General features: G+C 73.2%; 20 protein-coding genes. 9 read left to right on the top strand and 11 right to left on the bottom strand.

The window, feature by feature from the left end; translation table 11 throughout:
* Positions 1-32: 32 nt before the first annotated feature.
* Positions 33-1,109 carry a LacI family DNA-binding transcriptional regulator gene (locus ACZ67M_RS24870; RefSeq protein ID WP_361355998.1) on the bottom strand — a complete coding sequence of 359 codons (1,077 nt, stop codon included), beginning with the start codon at positions 1,107-1,109 and terminating at the stop codon, positions 33-35.
* A gap of 228 nt (positions 1,110-1,337) precedes the next feature.
* Here ACZ67M_RS24870 and ACZ67M_RS24865 point away from each other — a divergent pair, with 228 nt between their 5' ends.
* The 3 genes from ACZ67M_RS24865 (at position 1,338) to ACZ67M_RS24855 (ending at position 3,823) form a co-directional block, all read left to right on the top strand.
* Positions 1,338-2,291 (top strand): ROK family protein, encoded by a 954-nt coding sequence (locus ACZ67M_RS24865; RefSeq protein ID WP_392015284.1) that lies wholly within the window; start codon positions 1,338-1,340, stop codon positions 2,289-2,291.
* 147 nt (positions 2,292-2,438) lie between these two features.
* Positions 2,439-2,633 (top strand): hypothetical protein, encoded by a 195-nt coding sequence (locus ACZ67M_RS24860; protein WP_361356002.1) that lies wholly within the window; start codon positions 2,439-2,441, stop codon positions 2,631-2,633.
* 146 nt (positions 2,634-2,779) lie between these two features.
* Positions 2,780-3,823, top strand: a complete 1,044-nt coding sequence (locus tag ACZ67M_RS24855) for an NUDIX hydrolase (RefSeq protein WP_469852793.1) — start codon at positions 2,780-2,782, stop codon at positions 3,821-3,823.
* Positions 3,824-4,133: 310 nt separating this feature from the next.
* Here ACZ67M_RS24855 and ACZ67M_RS24850 read toward each other — a convergent pair whose 3' ends face one another.
* Positions 4,134-5,489, bottom strand: a complete 1,356-nt coding sequence (locus ACZ67M_RS24850; RefSeq protein WP_392015280.1) for a dipeptidase — start codon at positions 5,487-5,489, stop codon at positions 4,134-4,136.
* Between the two features lie 144 nt (positions 5,490-5,633).
* Here ACZ67M_RS24850 and ACZ67M_RS24845 point away from each other — a divergent pair, with 144 nt between their 5' ends.
* From ACZ67M_RS24845 to ACZ67M_RS24835, 3 genes are all read left to right on the top strand, one after another.
* Entirely contained in the window at positions 5,634-6,878 is a 1,245-nt protein-coding gene (locus ACZ67M_RS24845) for a geranylgeranyl reductase family protein (RefSeq protein WP_361356008.1), read from the top strand.
* A gap of 238 nt (positions 6,879-7,116) precedes the next feature.
* Complete coding sequence (locus ACZ67M_RS24840; RefSeq protein ID WP_392015274.1) at positions 7,117-8,355, top strand: sensor histidine kinase; 1,239 nt, start codon at positions 7,117-7,119, stop codon at positions 8,353-8,355.
* On the top strand, positions 8,352-9,017 hold the full coding sequence (locus ACZ67M_RS24835) for a response regulator (protein WP_392015272.1): 666 nt from the start codon (positions 8,352-8,354) through the stop codon (positions 9,015-9,017). Before ACZ67M_RS24840 ends, ACZ67M_RS24835 begins: the two co-directional genes overlap by 4 nt.
* Here the strand turns inward: ACZ67M_RS24835 and ACZ67M_RS24830 are convergent.
* Positions 8,978-9,262: a DUF6332 family protein gene (locus ACZ67M_RS24830; protein ID WP_361356014.1), complete on the bottom strand. Its 285-nt coding sequence runs from the start codon at positions 9,260-9,262 to the stop codon at positions 8,978-8,980. The two genes, ACZ67M_RS24835 and ACZ67M_RS24830, sit on opposite strands and share 40 nt — an antisense overlap.
* 76 nt (positions 9,263-9,338) lie before the next feature.
* Between ACZ67M_RS24830 and ACZ67M_RS24825 the strand changes: the two genes are divergently transcribed.
* Complete coding sequence (locus ACZ67M_RS24825) at positions 9,339-9,731, top strand: MarR family winged helix-turn-helix transcriptional regulator (RefSeq protein WP_469852790.1); 393 nt, start codon at positions 9,339-9,341, stop codon at positions 9,729-9,731.
* Between the two features lie 13 nt (positions 9,732-9,744).
* Here the strand turns inward: ACZ67M_RS24825 and ACZ67M_RS24820 are convergent, their stop codons facing one another.
* The 4 genes from ACZ67M_RS24820 to ACZ67M_RS24805 form a co-directional block, all read right to left on the bottom strand.
* Positions 9,745-10,917 (bottom strand): MFS transporter, encoded by a 1,173-nt coding sequence (locus tag ACZ67M_RS24820; RefSeq protein WP_392102979.1) that lies wholly within the window; start codon positions 10,915-10,917, stop codon positions 9,745-9,747.
* A 92-nt stretch (positions 10,918-11,009) separates the two neighbouring features.
* A complete protein-coding gene (locus ACZ67M_RS24815; protein ID WP_392237835.1) occupies positions 11,010-11,837 on the bottom strand; it encodes a carbohydrate ABC transporter permease in 828 nt (275 codons plus the stop codon).
* Positions 11,838-11,843: 6 nt separating this feature from the next.
* Entirely contained in the window at positions 11,844-12,743 is a 900-nt protein-coding gene (locus ACZ67M_RS24810; protein WP_469852788.1) for a carbohydrate ABC transporter permease, read from the bottom strand.
* A gap of 11 nt (positions 12,744-12,754) precedes the next feature.
* The gene (locus tag ACZ67M_RS24805) at positions 12,755-13,969 is read right to left on the bottom strand and encodes an ABC transporter substrate-binding protein (RefSeq protein WP_392102983.1); all 1,215 of its coding nucleotides are present in this window, start codon (positions 13,967-13,969) and stop codon (positions 12,755-12,757) included.
* Between the two features lie 284 nt (positions 13,970-14,253).
* On the opposite strand from ACZ67M_RS24805, the gene yicI reads away from it, so the two are divergent.
* On the top strand, positions 14,254-16,527 hold the full coding sequence (yicI, locus tag ACZ67M_RS24800) for an alpha-xylosidase (RefSeq protein WP_469852787.1): 2,274 nt from the start codon (positions 14,254-14,256) through the stop codon (positions 16,525-16,527).
* Between the two features lie 22 nt (positions 16,528-16,549).
* Here yicI and ACZ67M_RS24795 read toward each other — a convergent pair whose 3' ends face one another.
* Positions 16,550-17,752, bottom strand: a complete 1,203-nt coding sequence (locus ACZ67M_RS24795; protein ID WP_469852786.1) for a cysteine desulfurase-like protein — start codon at positions 17,750-17,752, stop codon at positions 16,550-16,552.
* A 163-nt stretch (positions 17,753-17,915) separates the two neighbouring features.
* On the bottom strand, positions 17,916-18,851 hold the full coding sequence (locus ACZ67M_RS24790) for an NADP-dependent oxidoreductase (RefSeq protein ID WP_469852784.1): 936 nt from the start codon (positions 18,849-18,851) through the stop codon (positions 17,916-17,918).
* Between the two features lie 162 nt (positions 18,852-19,013).
* Here ACZ67M_RS24790 and ACZ67M_RS24785 point away from each other — a divergent pair, with 162 nt between their 5' ends.
* Positions 19,014-19,481 carry a MarR family winged helix-turn-helix transcriptional regulator gene (locus ACZ67M_RS24785; RefSeq protein WP_385794936.1) on the top strand — a complete coding sequence of 156 codons (468 nt, stop codon included), beginning with the start codon at positions 19,014-19,016 and terminating at the stop codon, positions 19,479-19,481.
* A gap of 19 nt (positions 19,482-19,500) precedes the next feature.
* Here ACZ67M_RS24785 and ACZ67M_RS24780 read toward each other — a convergent pair whose 3' ends face one another.
* Both ACZ67M_RS24780 and ACZ67M_RS24775 read right to left on the bottom strand, forming a co-directional pair.
* Positions 19,501-20,562 carry an ABC-2 transporter permease gene (locus tag ACZ67M_RS24780; RefSeq protein WP_469852782.1) on the bottom strand — a complete coding sequence of 354 codons (1,062 nt, stop codon included), beginning with the start codon at positions 20,560-20,562 and terminating at the stop codon, positions 19,501-19,503.
* 182 nt (positions 20,563-20,744) lie between these two features.
* Complete coding sequence (locus tag ACZ67M_RS24775; protein WP_469852780.1) at positions 20,745-21,437, bottom strand: phosphatase PAP2 family protein; 693 nt, start codon at positions 21,435-21,437, stop codon at positions 20,745-20,747.
* Positions 21,438-21,539: the final 102 nt, after the last annotated feature.

The raw sequence follows: 21,539 nt of genomic DNA, 5'->3' as shown, positions 1-21,539 counted from the left end.
GGCCTTCGCCCGGTGGCTTCGGCACGCCCGCCTCAGCCCGCCGGCGGCAGCTCGCCGGAGCCGCGGGTGACGAGCCTGGTCGGCAGCTCGATGCGGTCCGGTGCGAGGAGGGTGCCGTCCAGCTGACGGAACAGGCGTTCGGCGGCGGTGCGGCCGAGGGCGGCCGCGTCCTGCGCGACCACGGTGACGCCCGGCTGGAGCAGGTCGGCCAGCTCGATGTCGTCGAAGCCGACGAGGGCGACACCCGGGGTGTGCTCGGCCAGGACGCGGATGACGGTGACGGTCACCCGGTTGTTGCCGGTGAAGATCGCGGTGACCGGCTCCGGGTCCGCGAGCATGTCCTCGGCCGCCCTGCGCACCCGCTCGGGGTCGGTGACGCCCAGGGACATCCAGGCGTCCTTCACCGGGATGCCCGCGTCCTCCATGGCGGCCCGGTAGCCGCGCAGCCGCTCGGCGGCCGTGTGGATGCGGGGCATGTCGCCGATGAAGCCGATCCTGCGGTGCCCGTGCGCGATGAGGTGGGCCACGCCGTCGCGGGCGCCGCCGAAGTTGTCGGACACCACCACGTCCGCGTCGATCTGCCCCGCCGGGCGGTCCACGAACACCGTCGCGACGCCGGCCTTCAGCTCGGGCTCCAGGTACCGGTGGTCGTCCCCGGCCGGAATGACCACGAGGCCGTCGACGCGCCGCGCGCACAACGCCAGCACCAGCTCCTGCTCACGGTCCGGGTCCTCCGCGCTGGACCCGTTGATCAGCAGCGCGCCGTGCGCCCGGGCCACCTCCTCCACGGCGCGGCTGAGCGGCCCGTAGAAGGGGTCGGCCAGATCCTCCAGGACGAGGCCGATGCTCGCGGTCCGTCCCTTGCGGAGCACCCGCGCGCTGTCGTTGCGGCGGAAGCCGAGGGCGTCGATGGCCTCCTGGACGCGGCGCTCGGTCTCCGGGGTGACGCCGGGCTCCCCGTTGACCACCCGGGAGACGGTCTTCAGGCCGACCCCGGCCCGGGCGGCGACGTCCTTCATGGTCGGGCGATTGCCGTAGCGGTTCCCGGGGAGGCGGTCTGCGCGGCGGGTCGTGTCGGGCACGATGCGGTGTCCTGTCCTGTCGTCCACGGGAGTGCGTCGGCTCCTGTCGTCCACGGGGGATGTGTCGGTCATGCGTTTGTATGAGGATGTGGCGTCGAGCATAGAGCCTGGACAACGTTGTCAGATGCGGGAGACACTGTCCATCGCACTCTCCGGTCCTCGTCCCCACCTGGGACCGGTCCACGGTGCGCACTTGTGTTCACCTTTTTTCGCTTTCTTTTTTCGTTTTCGGTCCGACGGGGAGATCCGACTCTGATGCACACCGACCTCGTGGCAGCGCTGGACATCGGCGGCACCAAGATCGCCGGTGCGCTGGTGGACGGCGACGGCCGCATCCACGCGCGCGCCCAGCGTGCGACGCCTGCCCGGGAGGACGGCGACACCGTGATGGGGGCCGTCGAGGCCGTGCTCGCGGAGCTGACGGCGTCGGCGCTGTGGGGGCGGGTCGCGGCCGTCGGGATCGGCAGCGCGGGCCCGGTGGACGCCTCCGCCGGAACCGTCAGTCCGGTGAACGTGCCCGGCTGGCGCGACTACCCGCTGGTCCGGCGGGTCCGGGACGCCGTCGGCGACCTGCCCGTCGAGCTGATCGGCGACGGGGTGGCCATCACGGCGGCCGAACACTGGCAGGGCGCGGCGCGCGGGCACGACAACGCGCTGTGCATGGTGGTCTCGACGGGCGTCGGCGGCGGACTCGTGCTCGGCGGCCGGCTGCACCCCGGCCCGACGGGCAACTCCGGCCACATCGGTCACATCAGCGTGGACCTGGACGGGGATCCCTGCCCGTGTGGTGCCCGCGGCTGCGTCGAGCGCATAGCGAGCGGCCCCAACATCGCCCGGCGCGCCCTGGACGGCGGCTGGCGGCCCGGCCCGGACGGCGACACCTCCGCCGCCGCGGTCGCCGCCGCGGCCCGCCTGGGCGACCCCGTCGCGGTCGCCTCCTTCGAGCGCGCCGCGCAGGCACTGGCCGCCGGTATCGCCGCCACCGCGACCCTGGTCGAGATCGACATCGCCGTGGTGGGCGGCGGCGTGGGCAAGGCGGGCGACGTCCTCTTCACCCCCCTGCGCAAGGCCCTGACCGACTACGCGACCCTCTCCTTCGTCCAGCGCCTGGTGGTCGTCCCGGCCCAGATGGGCACGGACGCGGGCCTCGTGGGGGCGGCGTCGGCGGCGCTGACCAGGGTGACCGGGGTGACGGCGGCGCACGTCTGAGCCGCCGCCCCGGGTCGGCCGCGTGGTGCCGGGCGGGCGGCGGAGGAGTGGCCGGTCGCCCCTGGTCGACGACGGGAGGGGCGGGCTGGGCCGACGCTTCCCGGGGCGTACCCGTGACCCTGGCGTCGCCCCGTAGTTGAACGGGGCATGAAGAAGCGCAGCATGCTCGCCCTCGCGTCCCTCGCCACCGGCTTCGTCGTCGCGGCCGTCACTCCGTCCCACTCCGAATCGAGCGACCTCCCGCTCGGCCTCGGCGCGGAGGACGCCGTCAGCACCGCCCAGGACACGGTGGCCACCGAGAGCCCGGCCCTGGACGACGACGCCCTGGGACAGCTGGGCTGACGCCCGCCGCGCCATCGGTACCCACGGCGCCGGCGCCCCTCTCCCCGGGGGCGCCGGCGCCGCTGCCGTACGTCCTCAACTGGGCCTGGTTTCCGTGGCAGGGTGGAGCGGGCAAGCCACAGGGGGCCAACAGAAGAGGGGGACCTGTGACCGTCGTCTGGATCAACGGCGCGTTCGGTGCGGGGAAGACCACCACCGCACGGGAACTGATCGAACTGATCCCGAACAGCACGCTCTTCGACCCCGAGATCATCGGCGGGGCACTCGCACACCTGCTGCCGCCCAAACGCCTCGCCGAGGTGGGCGACTTCCAGGACCTGCCGATCTGGCGCCGCCTGGTGATCGACACGGCGGCCGCGATGCTCGCCGAGCTCGGCGGGACCCTCGTGGTCCCGATGACCCTGCTCCGCCAGGAGTACCGGGACGAGATCTTCGGCGGTCTCGCCGCCCGCCGGATCGAGGTCAGGCACGTCCTGCTGGCCCCGGCCGAAACGATCCTGCGGGAGCGGATAGCCCGCCGCGAGATACCGGAGGGCATGCCCGACGGCGAGATGCGCGTGCGGCAGTGGTCGTACGACAACATCGAGCCCTACCGGTCCGCCCTCGCCTCCTGGCTCACGGCCGACGCCCACCCGGTCGACACCGGCTCCCTCACCCCGTACGAGGCCGCCGCCCGGGTCGCCGAGGCCGTCGGCAGCGGCGCCGCCCCGGCCTGCGAGATCGTGCAGACCCCGGAGCCCACGGGAGAGACCGTCGCCGCCGGTGTCCTGCTCTTCGACGAGCGGGACCGCGTGCTGCTGGTCGACCCCACCTACAAGCCGGGCTGGGAGTTCCCCGGCGGGGTCGTCGAACCCGGCGAGGCGCCCGCCCGCGCGGGCATGCGCGAGGTCCACGAGGAGACCGGCATCCGCCTCGCCGACGTGCCCGCCCTGCTGGTCGTCGACTGGGAACGGCCCGCACCCCCCGCCTACGGCGGTCTGCGGCTCCTCTTCGACGGCGGACGACTCGACTCCGCCGACGCCGGCCGGGTGCTGCTCCCCGGTCAGGAACTGCGCGACTGGCGCTTCGTCACCGAGGACGAGGCGGCCGGCCTGCTGCCCCCGGTCCGCTACGAGCGGCTGCGCTGGGCCCTGCGGGCCCGGGAACGCGGAGCCGCCCTCTACCTGGAGGCGGGCATCCCCGTCGGCTGACGTCAGGGGGGGACGCCCCGTGGCTCCGTGCCGACTCCCGCGGCGTCCGGCCGGCCCGGACGGTCCCCGGATCCCCGTGACCGGATCCGGCCCACGCGACGATGCCCGCACCCGCCCGGGCCGCCCCGCCTCGACCAGCGTCAGGTCGTCACCGTCGCACCAGAGGGTGGGCCTGGCCGACCGCGAAGCTCAGCAGGCGCGGACGCGGCAGGATGACGGCCATGGGATGACGTCCACGGGACGACCGCGGGCAGGGCCCCGCGCGGTGGCGAGGCCCCTCTGCCGACGGCGGAACCCGCGCCGCCCGGGCTCAGCTCGCCGCGTAGTTGCGCAGGAACAGCGCCTCGGCGACCGACAGCCGCTCCAGCTCCTGAGGGGACACGCTCTCGTTCACCGCGTGGATCTGCGCCTCCGGCTCGCTCAGGCCGATCAGCAGGATCTCGGCCTCCGGGTACAGCGTCGCCAGGGTGTTGCACAGCGGGATGGAGCCACCCTGACCGGCGTACTGCATCTGCTCGCCGGGGTACGCCACCGACATCGCGTCCGCCATGGCCTGGTACGCCGGGCTGGAGGTGTCGGCGCGGAACGCCTGGCCCTGGCCGATCTGTTCGACGGCGACCCGGGCGCCCCACGGCGTGCGCGCCTCCAGGTGCGCCTGGAGCAGCTTGGTGGCCTCGGCGGCGTCCACGCCCGGCGGCACCCGGAGGCTCACCAGCGCGCGGGCGCCGGCCTGCACCGACGGGGTGGCGCCGACGACCGGCGGGCAGTCGATGCCGAGCACGGTGACGGCCGGCCGGGCCCAGATCCGGTCCGCGACCGAACCGGAGCCGACCAGCTCCACGCCCTCCAGCACCCGCGCGTCCCGGCGGAACTGCTCCTCGTCGTACGCCAGGCCCTCCCACGCGCTGTCCGCCGCCAGCCCGTCGACGGTCGTGGAGCCGTCCTCGGCGCGCAGCGAGTCCAGTACGCGGATCAGGGCGGCCAGCGCGTCGGGCGCCGCACCGCCGAACTGGCCGGAGTGCAGGTTGCCTTCCAGGGTGTCCACGCGCACGCGCACCAGCGTCATGCCGCGCAGCGTCGAGGTGACCGTCGGCAGGCCGACCCGGAAGTTGCCCGCGTCGCCGATGACGATGGTGTCCGCGGCCAGCAACTCCGGGTGCGCCTCGGCGTACCGCTCCAGACCGCCCGTGCCCTGCTCCTCCGAACCCTCGGCGATCACCTTGACGTGCACCGGCACGCCGCCGTTCGCCTTGAGCGCGCGCAGCGCCAGCAGGTGCATCAGCACACCGCCCTTGCAGTCGGCCGCGCCACGCCCGTACCAGCGGCCGTTCCGCTCGGTCAGCTCGAACGGCGGCGTGACCCAGCCGGCCTCGTCCAGCGGCGGCTGTACGTCGTAGTGCGCGTAGAGCAGCACCGTCTTCGCGCCCTCGGGCCCGGGCAGGTACCCGTACACCGACTGTGTGCCGTCCGGTGTGTCGAGCAGGTCCACGTCCTGGAACCCCTCGGCGCGCAGGGCGGAGGCTATCCAGTTGGCGGCGCCGACGCTCTCGCTGCGCGGGAACTGGTCGAAGTCCGCCACCGATTTGAAGGCCACCAGCGCGGCGAGTTCCTCCTTCGCGCGGGGCAGCAGCGAGGAGACGGTCTCGGCGACCGGATTCGACGACATGGGCACGCTCCTTGTGGGTGCGACGTTGTACCAAGGAGTACTTGGATTGATGGGCCGATCCTCCCACAGTGGCCTGCGGCGATGGCCGCCGTAGGATGCGGGGGTCAGGTGCGGCATGCGGTTTGATCGGAGCAGTAGACCATCGTGAGCAGCGAGAACTCTTCGGCGGACGACGCGCGTCAGGTCTGGGACGTCGTCGTGGTGGGCGCGGGACCGGCAGGGGCCTCGGCCGCCTACGCGGCGGCGGTCGCGGGGCGCCGCGTGCTGGTGCTGGAGAAGGCGGAGCTGCCCCGCTACAAGACGTGCGGCGGCGGCATCATCGGCCCTTCGAGGGACACCCTTCCGCCCGGCTTCGAGCTGCCCTTCCGGGACCGGGTGCACGCGGTGACGTTCTCGAACAACGGACGCTTCACCCGGACCCGGCGCTCCCGGCAGATGCTCTTCGGGCTGATCAACCGGCCCGAGTTCGACCAGCAGCTCGTCGAGCACGCGCAGAAGGCGGGCGCCGAGGTGCGCACCGGGGCGACGGTGGCCCGGGTGGAGCAGCACGGGTCGGCGGTCCCGGACCGGCGCACCGTCGCCGTCGTCCTCCAGGGCGGGGAGACGGTGCTGGCGCGCGCGGTCGTCGGCGCGGACGGCAGCGCCAGCCGGATAGGCGCCCACGTCGGGGTGAAGCTGGACCAGGTCGATCTCGGCCTGGAGGCGGAGATCCCGGTGCCGGACACGGTCGCCGAGGACTGGAAGGGTCGCGTCCTCATCGACTGGGGGCCGATGCCCGGCAGTTACGGGTGGGTCTTCCCCAAGGGCGACACGCTCACCGTCGGGGTGATCTCGGCGCGGGGCGAGGGCGCGGCGACCAAGCGGTACCTGGAGGACTTCGTCGGCCGGCTCGGCCTCGCCGGCTTCGAGCCGAGCATCTCCTCCGGCCATCTGACGCGCTGCCGCGCGGACGACTCGCCGCTCTCCCGCGGCCGGGTCCTGGTCTGCGGCGACGCGGCGGGCCTCCTGGAGCCGTGGACCCGTGAGGGCATCTCCTTCGCGCTGCGGTCGGGCCGGCTCGCGGGGGAGTGGGCGGTGCGGATCTCGGAGGCGCACGACGCGGTGGACGCGCGCAGGCAGGCCCTGAACTACGCCTTCGCCATCAAGGCCGGCCTCGGCGTGGAGATGAGCGTCGGCAAGCGGATGCTGACGGTGTTCGAGCGCCGCCCCGGTCTCTTCCACGCGGCCCTGACCGGGTTCCGGCCGGCCTGGAAGGCGTTCAAGGACATCACGCAGGGATCGACGTCCCTGGGCGAACTGGTCCGCGGCCACCCGCTGGCCCAGCGCGCCCTGACGGCCATGGACCGGCGCCCCACCGACACCTCGGCGAACGAGGGGGCCGATTCCTGACCCGCCCGGCCCGAGCACCGTTGCCCTCGCACTCCTGGAGACGCGTCGCCCCGACCCACCCAGGGGCGCGGGGAACTGCGCGCCCAGCCCCGGCCACCCGCACCCGTCCACCGTCAGAAGCCCCCGCTCACCGCCGCCCTCCCCCCGGGGCGGAGCCGCGCCGTACTTCCCCGGGAGTACCGGTGATCACCACGCCCGGCTGACGCCGCCGGAGGCACACGGCGTCTAGCGTGGCGGCATGGACGGACAGCGCGAGCGCCGCGGCGGGCCACCGCAGTGGTGGCGGCACGGGCCCCCGTGGTGGGACCGGCGGGACGACGAGGGGCGCCGCCCCCGGTGGCCCTGGCGTTCCACCGCGCTGATCACGGCGTTCGTGCTGATCGGCTCCAACTTCGCCGCGCACGCCCAGGCGGGGGAACGGGCCGGTCTGGACCCCTTCGCACGGGTGCTGCTGTTCGTCACCGCGGCCGCCCTGCTGTGGCGGCAGCGCCACCCGGTGCCCGTGGTGTTCGGCACGGCGGCGGCCACGCTGCTCTACCTCGGCTCCGGATACCCGTACGGGCCGGTGTTCGTGGCCGTCGCGGTGGCCTGCTTCAGTGCCGTCGTCACCGGGCACCGCCGGGCCGCGTGGACGGCGATGGTCACGCTGTGGGCCGGGCACGCCCTGGTGTCGCACTGGCTCTACCGCCGGCTCCCGCCGTCCGGGGACTCCGCCGCCTCCTGGGGAGAGGAGATCGTCATCGCCACCTGGGTGGTGGCGATCGTGGCACTGTCGGAGCTGGCCCGGACCCGGCGCGAGCAGTGGGCGCGGGAACGGGCCGAACGGGCCCAGGCGGCGAAGCGCCGCGCGGACGAGGAACGGCTGCGGATCGCCCGTGAGCTGCACGACGTCCTCGCGCACAGCATCTCCGTGATCAATGTGCAGGCGGGCGTCGGACTCGCCCTCCTCGACTCCGACCCGGAGCAGGCGCGCACCGCGCTCACCACCATCAAGGACCAGAGCAAGGAGGCGCTCGGCGAGGTGCGGCAGGTCCTCGACGCCCTGCGCACCCCCGGAGACGCGCCGCGCGCACCGGCCCCCGGCCTGGACCGGCTGCCCGAACTGGTTGAGCAGGCGGCGAGCGCGGGCCTCACCGTCGAGGTCGAGGGGGAGCCGCCGCGACTGTCGCCCGGTACCGACCTGGCGGCGTTCCGCATCGTCCAGGAGGCGCTCACCAACGTGGTGCGGCACTCGGGTTCGCGGCACGCGCGCGTGCGCCTCGACCGGGACGGCCGCACCCTGCGGCTGCGCGTCGACGACGACGGACCGGCGACGGGCGCCGACGCGGGCGGTAGCGGCAACGGGCTGGCCGGCATGCGGGAGCGGGCGGCCGCGCTGGGTGGCACCATCGAGGCGGGCCCGCGCGCCGACGGCGGCTTCCGCGTGCTCGCCGCGCTGCCGATCGACGTGGCGCACACGAAGGAGGAGGACCGGTGATCCGCGTACTGCTCGCCGACGACCAGTCACTGGTACGGGCCGGATTCCGGGCCCTGCTGGACGCCCAGGCGGACATCGAGGTGGTCGCCGAGGCCGCCGACGGCGAGGAGGCGGTGCGCGCGATCCGCGAACTGCGCCCCGACGTCGTCCTGATGGACATCCGCATGCCGCTGCTCGACGGTCTGGCCGCGACCCGCCGGATCACCGGGGACGCCGGCCTGCGGGAGGTGAGGGTCGTCATGCTCACCACCTTCGAACTCGACGAGTACGTCTTCGAGGCCATCCGCTCGGGCGCCTCCGGCTTCCTGGTCAAGGACACCGAACCCGAGGAACTCCTGCGCGCCGTGCGCGCGGTGGTGGACGGCGACGCGCTGCTGTCGCCGGGGGTGACCCGGCGCCTGATCGCCGAGTTCGCCGCCCGCTCCAAGGAGCCCGCGGCGGCAGGGGAGCTGGCCCGGCTGACCGAGCGGGAGCGGGAGGTGATGGCCCTGGTCGGCATCGGCCTGTCCAACGAGGAGATCGCCCGCAGACTGGTCGTCAGCCCGCTCACCGCCAAGACCCACGTCAGCCGCACCATGGTCAAGCTGGGCGCCCGCGACCGCGCCCAACTGGTCGTGCTCGCCTACGAGTCGGGGTTGGTGCGGCCGGGCTGGCTGGGCTGACCCCCGCGTCCGAACCGCACCAGCACACTCACCACCCGCACCAGGAACACCGCGACGGCCGACACCGCCCCCGCGGTCACGAGCACACCCCGCCAACCGGCCGGCAGGGCGAAGAGATACGCGGGTCCCGCCACGGCCCCGAACAGCACGGCCGCCGCGAACGCCGCGCTGCACAGCGCGTAGCCGATCTCGACCGTCATCGCGTCCCGCTCGCCCTGCGTACGCCGTCCCCCGTATGTCTCCATGCCGGCAAGTCTGGCAGGACCGGGCCGGCCCGGCGACCGGTCTTCCGGGCCGCGTGCGCTCTGCTACGGTGCGCCCATGGCGGGGGACAGGTCCGAACAGGCGCTCGTCGCGCGGTGGCGCGGCATGCTGGCACTGCACGCCAGGACCCAGTGCGAACTCGACCGCGCGCTGCACCAACACGGGCTCTGCGGAAGCGACTTCGAGGTGCTCGACATCCTGGCGGGCTCACCGGACGCCGACGGCGCCTGCGGCTACCGGGTGCAGCAGATCTCCGAGCGGGTCCACCTGAGCCAGAGCGCGCTGTCCCGGCTGGTCGCCCGCCTGGAGAAGGACGGCCTCGTCGAGCGCTCCCTGTGCCCGGAGGACCGGCGGGGCGTCCGGGTGGCGCTCACCGCCGAGGGGCGGGCCCGGCACGGCGTGGCGCTCCCGGTGCAGCGGGCCGTGCTGAACCGGATGCTGGTGCGCTGACCGGCCCCGCGCCTCAGCCCTCCACCGCCGCGCGCCGGGTCGCCACCGCGACGAGCACCGCGACCGCCGCGAGCGCCGCCACGCTGGTGAGCGCGGCCGGCAGGGAGAACCAGTCCGCCATGAAGCCGATCGCGGGCGGCCCGAGCAGCATGCCGCCGTATCCCAGCGTGGACGCGGTCGCCACACCGCTCGGTCCGCCCAGGGCGCCGGCCCGTTCGACGGCGACCGGGAAGATGTTGGCGAGTCCCAGTCCGGTGATCGCGAAGCCGAACAGGGCCGCCCACACCGACGGGGCGAGCGAGCCGAGCAGCATCCCGGCCACGGCGGTGGTGCCGCCCGCCACCACCGTGGTGGTCCGGCCCAGCCGCTCCAGCAGGGTCGTGCCGGTCAGCCGGCCGACGGTCATGGCGAGGGCGAAGCAGGAGTAGCCGGCGGCGGCCAGACCCGGCGAGGCGTCCAGGTCCTGTTCCAGGTGCAGGGCGCCCCAGTCGGCCATGGCGCCCTCGCCGTACGCCGTGCACAGGGCGATCAGGCCGAAGGTGACGACCAGCCGGCGGGTCCGGCGGTCGAGGCGGCGCGGGGAGCCGTCGCCCCCGGCCGGGCGGTCGGGCGGCGCGGCGGGTTCGCACCGCAGCAGGGCGCGGCCCGCGACGAGGGTGACGAGCAGTCCGAGCAACGTGAGGCCGAGCAGGTGCCGCGTCGGGGACAGCGACCCGGCGACCAGCCCGCCGAGCCCGGCGCCGACCATGCCGCCGAGGCTGAACGCCGCGTGGAAGCTCGGCATGATCGGCCGCCGCAGCACGGCCACCAGATCGACGGCGGCGCTGTTGAAGGCGACGTTGATCCCGCCGTACGCGCTGCCGAAGACCAGGAGGACGGCGCCCAGGGCGAGCGCCGAGTGGGTGAGCGGGGGCAGGGCGATGCTCAGGCAGAGCAGGACCGCGCAGGCGACGGTGACGGGATGGCTGCCGTAGCGGCGGACCAGCCGGCCGGTGAGCGTCATGGTGACGACGGCACCGGCCGAGACACCGAGCAGGGCCAGCCCCAGGGCGCTGGCGGAGGCACCGGTCTGCTCCTTGATGGCGGGGATGCGCACCACCCAGCCGGCGAAGACGAAGCCGTCGAGGGCGAAGAAGGCGGTCAGGGCGATGCGCAGGCGGGTGAGATTGTCGCGGGGACCCGGCACGGCGCTGTGCGATCGGGTTTTGTTTATTAGCGGCACAAAGTCAGGCTAGGCGCCGGACGGGGACGGCGGCAAGGCACGGCTCGCCGCCCGCGTCATTTGACGGAGCCGCCGGTGATCCCGGCGGCGATGTACTTCTGGGCGAGCACGAGCAGGATCGCCGCCGGTACCGCGGAGAGCACGGAGGCGGCCATGACCGAGCCCCAGTCGCCGACGTGCGCGCCGATGTACTGGTAGATGCCCAGGGTGACGGGCTTGACCTCGTCGGTCGTGTTCAGGGTCAGCGCGAACATGAAGTCGCTCCACGCGAACAGGAACGCGAACAGCCCCGAGGTGATCAGCGAGTTGCGGCTCATCGGCAGCACCACCCGCGCGAACGTCCGGACCGGCCCGGCCCCGTCGATCTGCGCGGCCTCGATCACCTCGCCCGGGATCGACACCATGAAGGAGCGCATCAGCACGATGGAGAACGGGATGCCCAGCGAGGCGTCCGCGAGCATCAGGCCGAAGTAGGAGTTGACCAGGCCCAGGTCCACGTACGAGTTGTAGAGCGCGTTGGCGATGACGATGCCCGGCACCATCTGGGTGATCAGGGTGCCGAACACGATGGTGCGCGAGCCGCGCAGCCCGAACCGCGCGAGCCCGTACGCGGCCGGCGCCGAGATCGCGAGGCAGAGGGCGACCGCGCCGAGCGAGACGGCCAGTGAGGTCAGCAGGTGCCCGCCCTGGTCGCGGATCGCCTTGGAGAAGCCGGACAGGTCGAGGCCCCCCGGCACCGGGTCGACCTGGAGCAGCCCCGACTCGGGCTGAAGCGCGGTGTTGAGCATCCAGTACAGCGGGAACAGCATCACGCCGAGGACGAGCACGCCGGCGACGGTGGAGCCCCAGCGGCGCCGGGACGCGGTGGGCGTGTGGGTGGCCATCGTCGGTCACTTCCCCTCGGTGCGGTTGGCCCGCAGATAGAACACCGCGAACACGGCGGAGATCAGGATGAGTACGTTGCCGACCACGGCGCCCGCGCCGAAGTCCAGCTGGACGAAGGAGTTCTGGTACGTCAGGGTGCCGAGTGTCTGCGTGGCGTCGGCCGGGCCGCCGTCGGTCAGGGCGAGGATCAGGTCCAGGATCTTCACCGTCGACATGAACCCCAGCACCAGCACGACCGTGACGACCGGCCTGAGCACCGGCAGCGTGACGGAGCGGAAGGTCCGCCACGCCGACGCGCCGTCCAGCGCGGCCGCCTCGTGCAGCTCCTTCGGGATCTCCTGGAGGCCGCCGTACAGGATGACCATGTTGAACGGGATGCCGATCCAGACGTTGACCAGGACGACCGACAGCAGGGCAAGGTCCGGGCTGGTCAGCCAGGGAGTGTGCCCGCCCGCCCCGAGGGTGTCGAGGAACGAGTTCAGCACGCCGGTGTCCTGGTCGAGGATGCGCCGCCACACGATGCCGGAGACCACCATGGGCACCAGCCAGGGCAGCAGGATCAGCGAACGCAGCACGCCGTTCAGCGGGAAGCGGCGGCTGAAGAAGACCGCGAGCGCCAGCCCGATGCAGAACTGTCCGAGCAGCGATCCGGCGGTGAACACCAGCGTGTGCCACAGCGCCTTGCCGAACAGCGCGTCCTGGAACACGCCTGACCAGTTGTCGGCCCCGTTGAAGGGCGCCTCACCGGTGAAGAAGGTCTTCGGCGTGTAGTGCTGGAAGCTCATCACGACGTTGCGGACCAGCGGATAGCCGAAGAACAGCAGCATGAAGACGACGGCGGGGGCGACGAACCCCCACTGCGCGAGCCGGCGCCGGGTCCGGGCGGTGACGGTGGGCGTGGTCATGGGGGTGTACCTCAGTTCCCGCTCGTGGCCCGCTGCTGGGCGCGCTTCAGGGCGGACTCACTGGACTGGCCGGTCAGGGCGGACTGGAAGGCGCTCTGCAGGGCGAGCGACACACTCGACCAGCCGGCGCCGAGCTGCGCCGTCCGGGACCGGGCGACGGCCACCTGGTCGGCGAGGGAGTCCAGTTCGGGCACCCGTTCGCGCCAGGCGGCGGCGGCCCGGGCGTTGGCCGGGACCATCCAGCTGTTGAGCGCGTAGGTGAGCTGCTCCTTCTCGCTCGACAGGCAGGCCACGATCCTCCCGGCCGTCCTCTCCCGGGCCCCGTCACCGGTGTTGGGCACGGTGAGCACGGCGCCGCCGAGGGGGCCCACCGAGTCGTCGCCGGCACGGGGGACCGGGATCGGCGCGATGCCCCAGTGCAGCGACTCGTCGCCGTTGAGGGTCTCCACCTGCCACGGCCCGTTGATCATCATCGCCGCGTTGCCGGCCATGAACTGGTCGTTGACGTCCGCCTGCGTCCAGTTGACCGTGGACTTCGAGAGCGAACCGTCCGTCAGCAGGCCCTTCCAGTAGTCGAGGGCCTCGACCACCTTCGGACCGTCCAACTCGGTCTCGTCGCCGCCGTTGGACCACATGAACGGCAAGAACTGGAAGACGCCGTCCTCCGCGCCGCCCGCGCTGAGCGCCAGTCCGTACCGCCCGCCCCGGGTGAGCTGCTTCGCGGTCTCCCGCAACTGGTCCCAGGTGGTGGGTACTCGCACGCCCGCCTCGTCGAGGACGTCCTTGTCGTAGAACAGGGCGAGCGTGTTCACGGACCGGGCCGCGCCGTAGTACGTCCCCTTGTAGGAGCCGAAGTCGACGATGCCCTCGGGTATGCCGTCGGTACTCAGCCCGAGCGTCCCGAGGTCGACCAGGCCGCCCGCCTCGGCGAACGTCGGCATCTCGGACGCGTCGAACTGCACGATGTCCGGCAGCGACTTGGACGACGCCATGCGCAGCGCCTTCGTCATCACCTGCGCCGCCGGAACGCTCTGCTGCTCGATGGTCACCCCCAGCCGCTCCCCGCAGCGGGCCATCGCCTCGGCGTCCCAGCGGTGGTAGGACTCGTCGGTCGAGGAATTCATCACGGTGTAGACGTCGGCGTCGCGCTGCTGTCCGCAGCCGGCCAGCGCCGCCCCGGCGACCAGCACGGAAGCGGTGGCGAGCGAGGTGAAGCGCTTCGACATGGTGCGGCCCTTGCTGTCGTCCCGTCCGGCTGCCCCGCCGGACCTTTTTGTTTGATGGGATGACTAATACGTCAAGCACCCGCTCCCGCGCTAGACCGAGGCAACCCCGACCTCTTCACTCCGTGCGGTGACCGTGGTGTTGTTTTCGGTGATCCTTCCAGTTCAAGGCGGTGGAGTTGGCGTGAACACCTCGGAGCCGGAAGGGGTTCTGTGTACGATCAACCTGCTGTGCGACGGCTTCTGCGCTCCCCATCCGACAGCTCCCGCCCCACCCGAGGAAGATCATGAAGTTCACCGACGGCTTCTGGCTCATCCGTGAGGGTGTGCATCTCTCGTACGCCACCGAGGTACGCGATGTACGCCCGGAATCGAAGCGCTTCACTGCCTATGCCGCCGTGAAGAAGGTGGCGCGGAGGGGGGACACGCTCAACGCGCCGCTGCTCACGGTCGAATGCTTCTCGCCCGCCGAGGGGGTCATCGGCGTGCGCGTCACCCATCACGCCGGAAAACGCGGCCCCGGCCCCGACTTCGCCCTCGCGGACCCGGCCGACGGCGCCGGCGCGGTGCGCCAGGACGGCACCGTCACCGAGCTGACCAGCGGCCCGCTCACCCTGCGGCTGGACCGCGCCGGTCCCTGGGGTCTGACCTTCCACGACGGGGACGGACGCGAGCTGACCCGGGCGAACGCCAAGGGCACCGCCTTCGCCACCACCGGCGACGGCGCCCACCACATGCTGAGCCGGCTCTCGCTCGGCGTCGGCGAGCAGGTCTACGGCCTGGGCGAGCGCTTCACCCCGTTCGTCAAGAACGGCCAGGTCGTCGACATGTGGCAGGCCGACGGCGGCACCAGCAGCGAGCAGGCCTACAAGAACATCCCGTTCTACCTCTCCTCGCGCGGCTACGGCGTCTTCGTCAACCACCCCGGCGCGGTCTCCTTCGAGGTCGGCTCCGAGTCCGTGGGCCAGGTGCAGTTCAGCGTCGAGGACCAGACGCTGGAGTACTACGTCGTCGCCGGGCCCACCCCCAAGGACGTCCTCACCCGCTACACCGCCCTCACCGGCCGCCCCGCCCTCCCCCCGGCCTGGTCCTTCGGCCTCTGGCTCACCACGTCCTTCACCACGTCGTACGACGAGCGGACCGTGACGTCCTTCGTGGACGGCATGGCCGAACGCGGCATCCCGCTGACCGTCTTCCACTTCGACTGCTTCTGGATGCGCGAGTACCAGTGGTGCGACTTCCAGTGGGACCCGGACGTCTTCCCCGACCCGGCGGGCATGCTCGCCCGGCTCAAGGCGAAGGGACTGAAGGTCAGCGTCTGGATCAACCCCTACATCGCCCAGAAGTCCCCGCTCTTCGACGAGGCCGCCGCCCTCGGGCACCTGGTCCGCAGGCCGGACGGCGACGTCTGGCAGTGGGACCTGTGGCAGGCCGGGATGGGCCTGGTCGACTTCACCGATCCCGCCGCCCGCGACTGGTTCGCCGGGAAGCTCAAGCCCCTGCTCGACCAGGGCGTGGACTCCTTCAAGACCGACTTCGGCGAGCGCGTCCCCACCGACGTCGTCTGGCACGACGGCTCCGACCCGGAGCGCATGCACAACTACTACACCCACCTCTTCAACCGCACCGTCTTCGAACTCCTGGAGAAGGAGCGCGGCCAGGGCGAGGCGGTCCTCTTCGCCCGCTCGGCGACCGCGGGCGGGCAGCAGTACCCCGTCCACTGGGGCGGCGACTGCTGGTCGTCCTTCGAGGCGATGGCCGAGTCCCTGCGGGGCGGACTGTCGCTCTCCCTGAGCGGCTTCGGCTTCTGGAGCCACGACATCGGGGGCTTCGAGGGCACGCCCGACGCCGCGGTCTTCACACGCTGGCTGGCCTTCGGCCTGCTCTCCTCGCACAGCAGGCTGCACGGCTCCTCGTCGTACCGGGTGCCCTGGGAGTTCGGCGAGGAGGCGGTCGACGTGGCCCGCCGGTTCACCCTCCTCAAGCACCGCCTGATGCCCTACCTGTACGGCGTCGCCGCCGAGGCCCACCGCACCGGCGTGCCGATGATGCGTCCGATGCTCCTGGAGTTCCCGCACGATCCCGGCTGCCGCCCGCTGGACCGCCAGTACATGCTCGGCCCGGACCTCCTGGTCGCCCCGGTGTTCACCGAGGACGGCGAGGTGGAGGTCTACCTCCCCGAGGGCACCTGGACCCACCTCCTGACCGGCGACCGCGTCACGGGCCCGGCCTGGCGCACCGAACGGCACGCCTTCGACAGCCTGCCGCTGTACGTCCGCGAGGGCGCGGTCCTGCCGCTGGCCTCCGACGACCGGCGCCCCGACGGCGACTGGCTGGACGACCCGACGCTGCTGGTCCACCCGCCCGCCGCCGGCGCGGAGTACGCGACCGAGGTCACCGTGCCCGACCTGCTGGGCACCCCGGCCGCCACGTTCCGCGTACGCCGCGACGGCGACGTCCTGCGGGTCACCGCCACCGGCACCGACCGGCCGTTCACCGTGCGGGTCGCGGGCGGCGGGAGCGCGCGCGGCGCGGGTGGGGTGACGGTGCCGCTGGGGTGAGCCCGGGCGCCGGGACCTCCGGTCAGGTGGTGAGAGCGGCGAGGGCCGTCAGGAGGCGGTCGACGTCGTCGGCGCTGGTGTAGGGCGCGAGGCCGACGCGGACCCCGCCCTCGTCGCCGAGGCCCAGGTGGCGCGAGGCCTCCAGCGCGTAGAAGGTGCCGGCGGGCGCGTCGACCCCGTGCTCGGCGAGCCGCCGGTACACCTCGGCCGGGCTCAGGCCCGCCACGGTGAACAGCAGGGTGGGCGTGCGCCGCGCGGCCCGGGAGTGGACGGTGATGCCGCCGAGGTCCGCCAGCCCTGCCTCGATCCGCCGGCGCAACGCGTCCTCGTGCGTCTCCAGGGCGGCGAAGGAGGCGACGAGCCGCTCCCTGCGGCCGCCGTGCGCGTCCGGTTCCAGACCGGCGAGGAAGTCCACTGCGGCACGGGTGCCGGCCAGCAGTTCGTACGGCAGCGTGCCCAGCTCGAACCGCTCGGGGACGGCGTCGCTGGACGGCAGCAGCTTGTCCGGGCGCAGGGTCTCCAGGAACTCGGGCCGCGCCGCCAGCACGCCCAGGTGCGGACCGAGGAACTTGTACGGCGAGCAGACCAGCGTGTCCGCGCCGAGCGCAGCCGGGTCGACGACCGCGTGCGAGGCGTAGTGCACGGCGTCCACGTGCAGCAGAGCGCCGACTCCGTGCGCCAGACGGGCGACGGCCGGCAGATCGGGCATGGTGCCGATCAGGTTGGAGGCGGCCGTCACGGCGACCAGCCGGGTGCGCGGGGAGAGCACCGCCTCGATGTGCTCGGCAAGCAGCTCCCCGGTGGCCGGGTCGAAGTCCGCCCACCGCACGCTCGCGCCCACCGCCTCGGCCGCCTGGACCCAGGGCCGGATGTTGGAGTCGTGGTCGAGGCGGGTGACGACCACCTCGTCCCCGGGCCCCCAGGTCTTCGCGAGCGTCCGGGACAGGTCGTAGGCGAGCTGGGTGGCGCTGCGGCCGAGGACGATCCCCCGCGGGTCGGTGGCCAGCAGGTCGCCGAGCGCGCCGCGGGCGTCCGCGACGATGCCGTCCGCGTTGCGCTCGCCCTCGGTCGTCAGGCCCCGGTTGGCCAGCGGGTTGGCCAGTGCCTCGCCGATGGCGTCGATCACCGGCTGCGGGGTCTGGGTGCCGCCCGGCGCGTCGAAGCGGGCGGAGCCGGACTTCAGGGCGGGTATCTGCGCGCGGATCGCGTCGACGTCGAGGGCCATGTGCACTCCAACCAACCGAAGGCGGAAACTCCGTCCTGATGATCGCAGCCGGGCCGCGTTCGGAACAGACGGGGCGGCCGGGCGGGCCCGCCCCGCGGACCCGGGTTCCGGGCCGCCCGCCGACGGGCGTCGAACGGCGGGCGTCCGGTCCGTCCGGGCGCGGTCAGGGTACGAGTACCACCGTCTTGCCGGGCAGCCGTCCGGCACCGGCGTCCTCGTGCACGGCGGCCAGCTCGGCCACCGGTCGGCGCGCGGCGACGTGCAGCCGGAGCTTGCCCGCGTCCACCTTGGCCACCAGCTCGGCCAGCTGGGCTCCGTCGCTCCGGACCCACAGGCTCGCGCTCCGCACGCCCCGGGCGGGATCCTCGGGAACCGGGCCGGCCGTGCTCGCCGCGACCCCGCCGTCGGCGACGTACTCGGTCAGCCGCGCCAGCTCCTCGGGGGAGACGCGGACGTGGTTCACCACGGCCTGGAACGGACCGCCGACGGCGGCCGGGCCCGCGGCGAGGTCGAGGGGGCCGGTGACGCGGTCCGCGCCGTACCCCCGGAGGCGGTCGGCGTGCTTCGGCGCGTCCACGGCGGTCACCTTCGCGCCGGCGTCGACGGCGAGCTGCACGACGAGGCTGCCCACCGCGCCTCCCGCCCCGTTGACCAGGACGGTCTGTCCCGGCTTCAGGCAGGCGAGTTCGAACACCGTCTGCCAGGCCGCCAGACCGGTCAGCGGCAGTGCGGCCGCGTCGGCAAGCTCGGTCGTCCGGGGGGCCGGGGCCAGGGACGCGGCCGGGGCGAGCGCGTACTCGGCGGCGCCTCCGGCGGAGTCGAGGGGGAGCATCGCCACGACTCGGTCGCCCACCTCCAGGTCCGTGACGCCGGCGCCGAGTCCGGCGACGGTGCCCGCCAGGTCGATGCCCGGCACGTAGGGGAGCGCGATCGGGATCATCTCGGCCAGGACGCCGGCGCGGATGTGGTCGTCGACGGGGTTGAACGACGTGGCCGTCACACGCACCAGCACCTGCCCGGTGCCGGGGACAGGACGGTCGACATCCTCGTGGCGCAGGACGCCGCCGCTGCCGAACTCGTGGAAACGTATGGCCTTCATGGCACTTCCTCAGGGGGTGTTTGACGTCTTCGAACAGGGGGTTCATCGGCTTATTCACTTGCTCAGGCAAGTATTTTCACTTGCCGAGGCAAGTGTGAAGCTAGCCCATATTGACTTGCCCAGGCAAGTGATTCAGTTGCCCGGGCAAGTATGATGAGGCCCATGGACACCCAGTCACCCTGGCTCGACGACGACCAGCAGGACCTGTGGCAGGCGCTGCGCACGGTCGTCATCGCCCTCCCGGCCGCCCTCGACCGCCAGTTGCAGCGCGACGCGGGCATCTCCAACTTCGAGTACGGGGTGCTGGCCCAGCTGTCCATGGCGCAGGAGGCCACGATGCGTCTGAGCGACCTGGCCCGGGTCAGCGACAGCACCCAGCCGCGACTGTCGAAGGTCATGGACCGCTTCGAATCCCGCCACTGGGTCGCCCGCCGCCCCGACCCCGGAGACGGCCGGTACACCCTCGCCACCCTGACCGACGCCGGCCGTCAGAAGCTCGTCGAGAGCGCGCCGGAACACGTCGCGCAGGTGAAGCGGCTCGTGTTCGATCCGCTGACCGCCGCCCAGCGCCGCCACCTGGGGGTCGCGCTCACCCGCATCGCGGCGACCCTGCGCGAGGAACTCGAATGAGGCCCGGGGCGCCGCCGCCTCAGGACTCCTCCGCCACCGGCTCCTTCTCGCGCCCGCCCGGGTGCCGGTGACGCCAGATCCAGAAGACCGCGCAGGACAACAGGGCCCATCCGCCCAGCACCAGGAACGGGAACACGTGCTGATGGCCCTGGAAGTACACCGCCGTGTGCTGCGCGTTGACCGAGGCGCCCGGCGGCAGCCACTGGCCGATCACCCCCAGCGGGGACGGCAGCAGCGGCCACGACACCGCGCCGCCGGACGAGGGATTGCCGAGGAGCACCATCAGCCCCCAGGTCGGCAGCATCGCCCAGCGCCCGAACAGGGTGTTGAACATGGAGAAGACCATGCCGGAGGTGAACAGGGTGAGCGCCAGGATCAGCCACGACTCCGCGAACGGCAGGTCGAGGGCGTCCAGCAGCCAGTCCACCGTCGCGGCGATGGCGAAGCCGCCCAGCAGCGCGTAGGCCATCGTGAACAGGATGCGCTCGAAGGGGACCAGCGACCGCGCGTGCACGCTGAGCTGGATCGCCCCGACGAAACCGATGATCACCGCGGCCAAAGAGATGTAGAAGATCGCCAGCCCGCGCGGGTCGCCGTCCTGGAGGGGGTTGATGTCCCGGACGGTGACCTGGACGCCCGTCTTCCGGCCCACGGCCGGTGCCGCGTCGGACAGGACTTCGGCGACCGAGGCGCCCGACGCGCTGGACAGGTCGAGGACGGCGGTCCGTCCCCCTTCGCGCAACTCGAAGATCGCGAAGACCTCCTGGTCCTCCAGCGCCCCGACCGCCGCGGACCGGGTGTCGTAGGCGTGCACCTTCACCGAGGCGTTCAGCGCCTGCTCCAGGCCGTCCAGAAAGACCCGGCTGCGGGCCTCGTCGTACGAGCCCACCACCGCTGTCGGGATCGAGCGCGGCGTCGGGTCCGCCATCGAGTAGGTGTACGAACCCGCGAAGAGACCGGCAGCGGCGGCGAGGATCAGCACCAGCACCGTGGCCGGCCAGAACGGCGACTGCCGGAACGTGGACCAGCGCCGCCCGCGGGTCGGAGGTCTGCCGTGGGCGCCGTGGGACATGTGGGCCATGATCCGGACGCTTCCACAGCCGGAGGGAAAGGGCACCAGGAGCGCCCTCGCCCGGGGGTGCACGGAGCGTGAGGGCCGTGGCCGCGGAACGAGCGGGGGTCGTCGCCGAGCGGCGCCGCGGGTGCGGGCTGCCACGCCGGTGCACTTGGGGGCCTTCGCGGGCCTCCGGTCCTCCGCGGCGACTACCCGGGGCCGACGGCGGTCCGCGGCACCGTCTTCGCCGAGTAGACCGACCGCACGCCCGGGACCGGGGAGGCGGCCGCCGCGGCCAGCGCCGCCGCGGCGCTGGCGATGCCCACGACGGCGCCCGCGGCGACGTCGCCGGGATAGTGGACGCCGGTGTGGACCCGGGCGTAGCCGACGGCGCTCGCCAGCGCGCCCAGGGGGACGGCGGCGGCGGGCAGGACGACACCGACGGCCGTGGCGAACGCGACCGCCGCGGCCGTGTGGCCCGACGGGAAGGACGCCGACGCGGGCATGGGCACGTACCGGTCGACCGTCACCCGTGCCGACTCCCGGTCCGGCCGCGCCCTGTGCACCAGGCGCTTGCCCAGCAGGTTCGTCGAGGCCGAGGCCACGGCGACCGCCCCGGCCCCGACTAGCGCCGCCCGGCGCGCCCGCGCACCGCTCAGGGCGAGGGCGGCGGCGATCCCGAGGGAGACCTTCGAATGGTCCGCGGCGTGGGAGAGGCGGCGCAGCGCCCGGTCGAGCGTGGGCGTGGAGGTGGCGGCGACCGCCGCGTACAGCGCGCCGTCGACGGCACGCAGGTCACCGAGGACGGCGCTGAGGGCCCGACCGGCCCGTCGCGGGGCGGGCGGCGGGCCCGGCGGGCCGCCGGTGTCGTCGTCCCGGTCGGCTCTGGTCGGTTCGTTCATCGGCTCCTGCTCCGTGGGCCGGCCGGTGTGCGTGGCGTGGTCCCTCGCCGCACCATCCTGGTCCGCGTCTGTACCCGGGGCGCGCCGGCGGGGCCCGTCCGG

The sequence above is a fragment of the Streptomyces sp. NPDC107500 genome, assembly GCF_055582785.1.
Note: the sequence above shows the minus strand (reverse complement) of the source record. Positions and strands in the feature narration are given on the sequence as shown.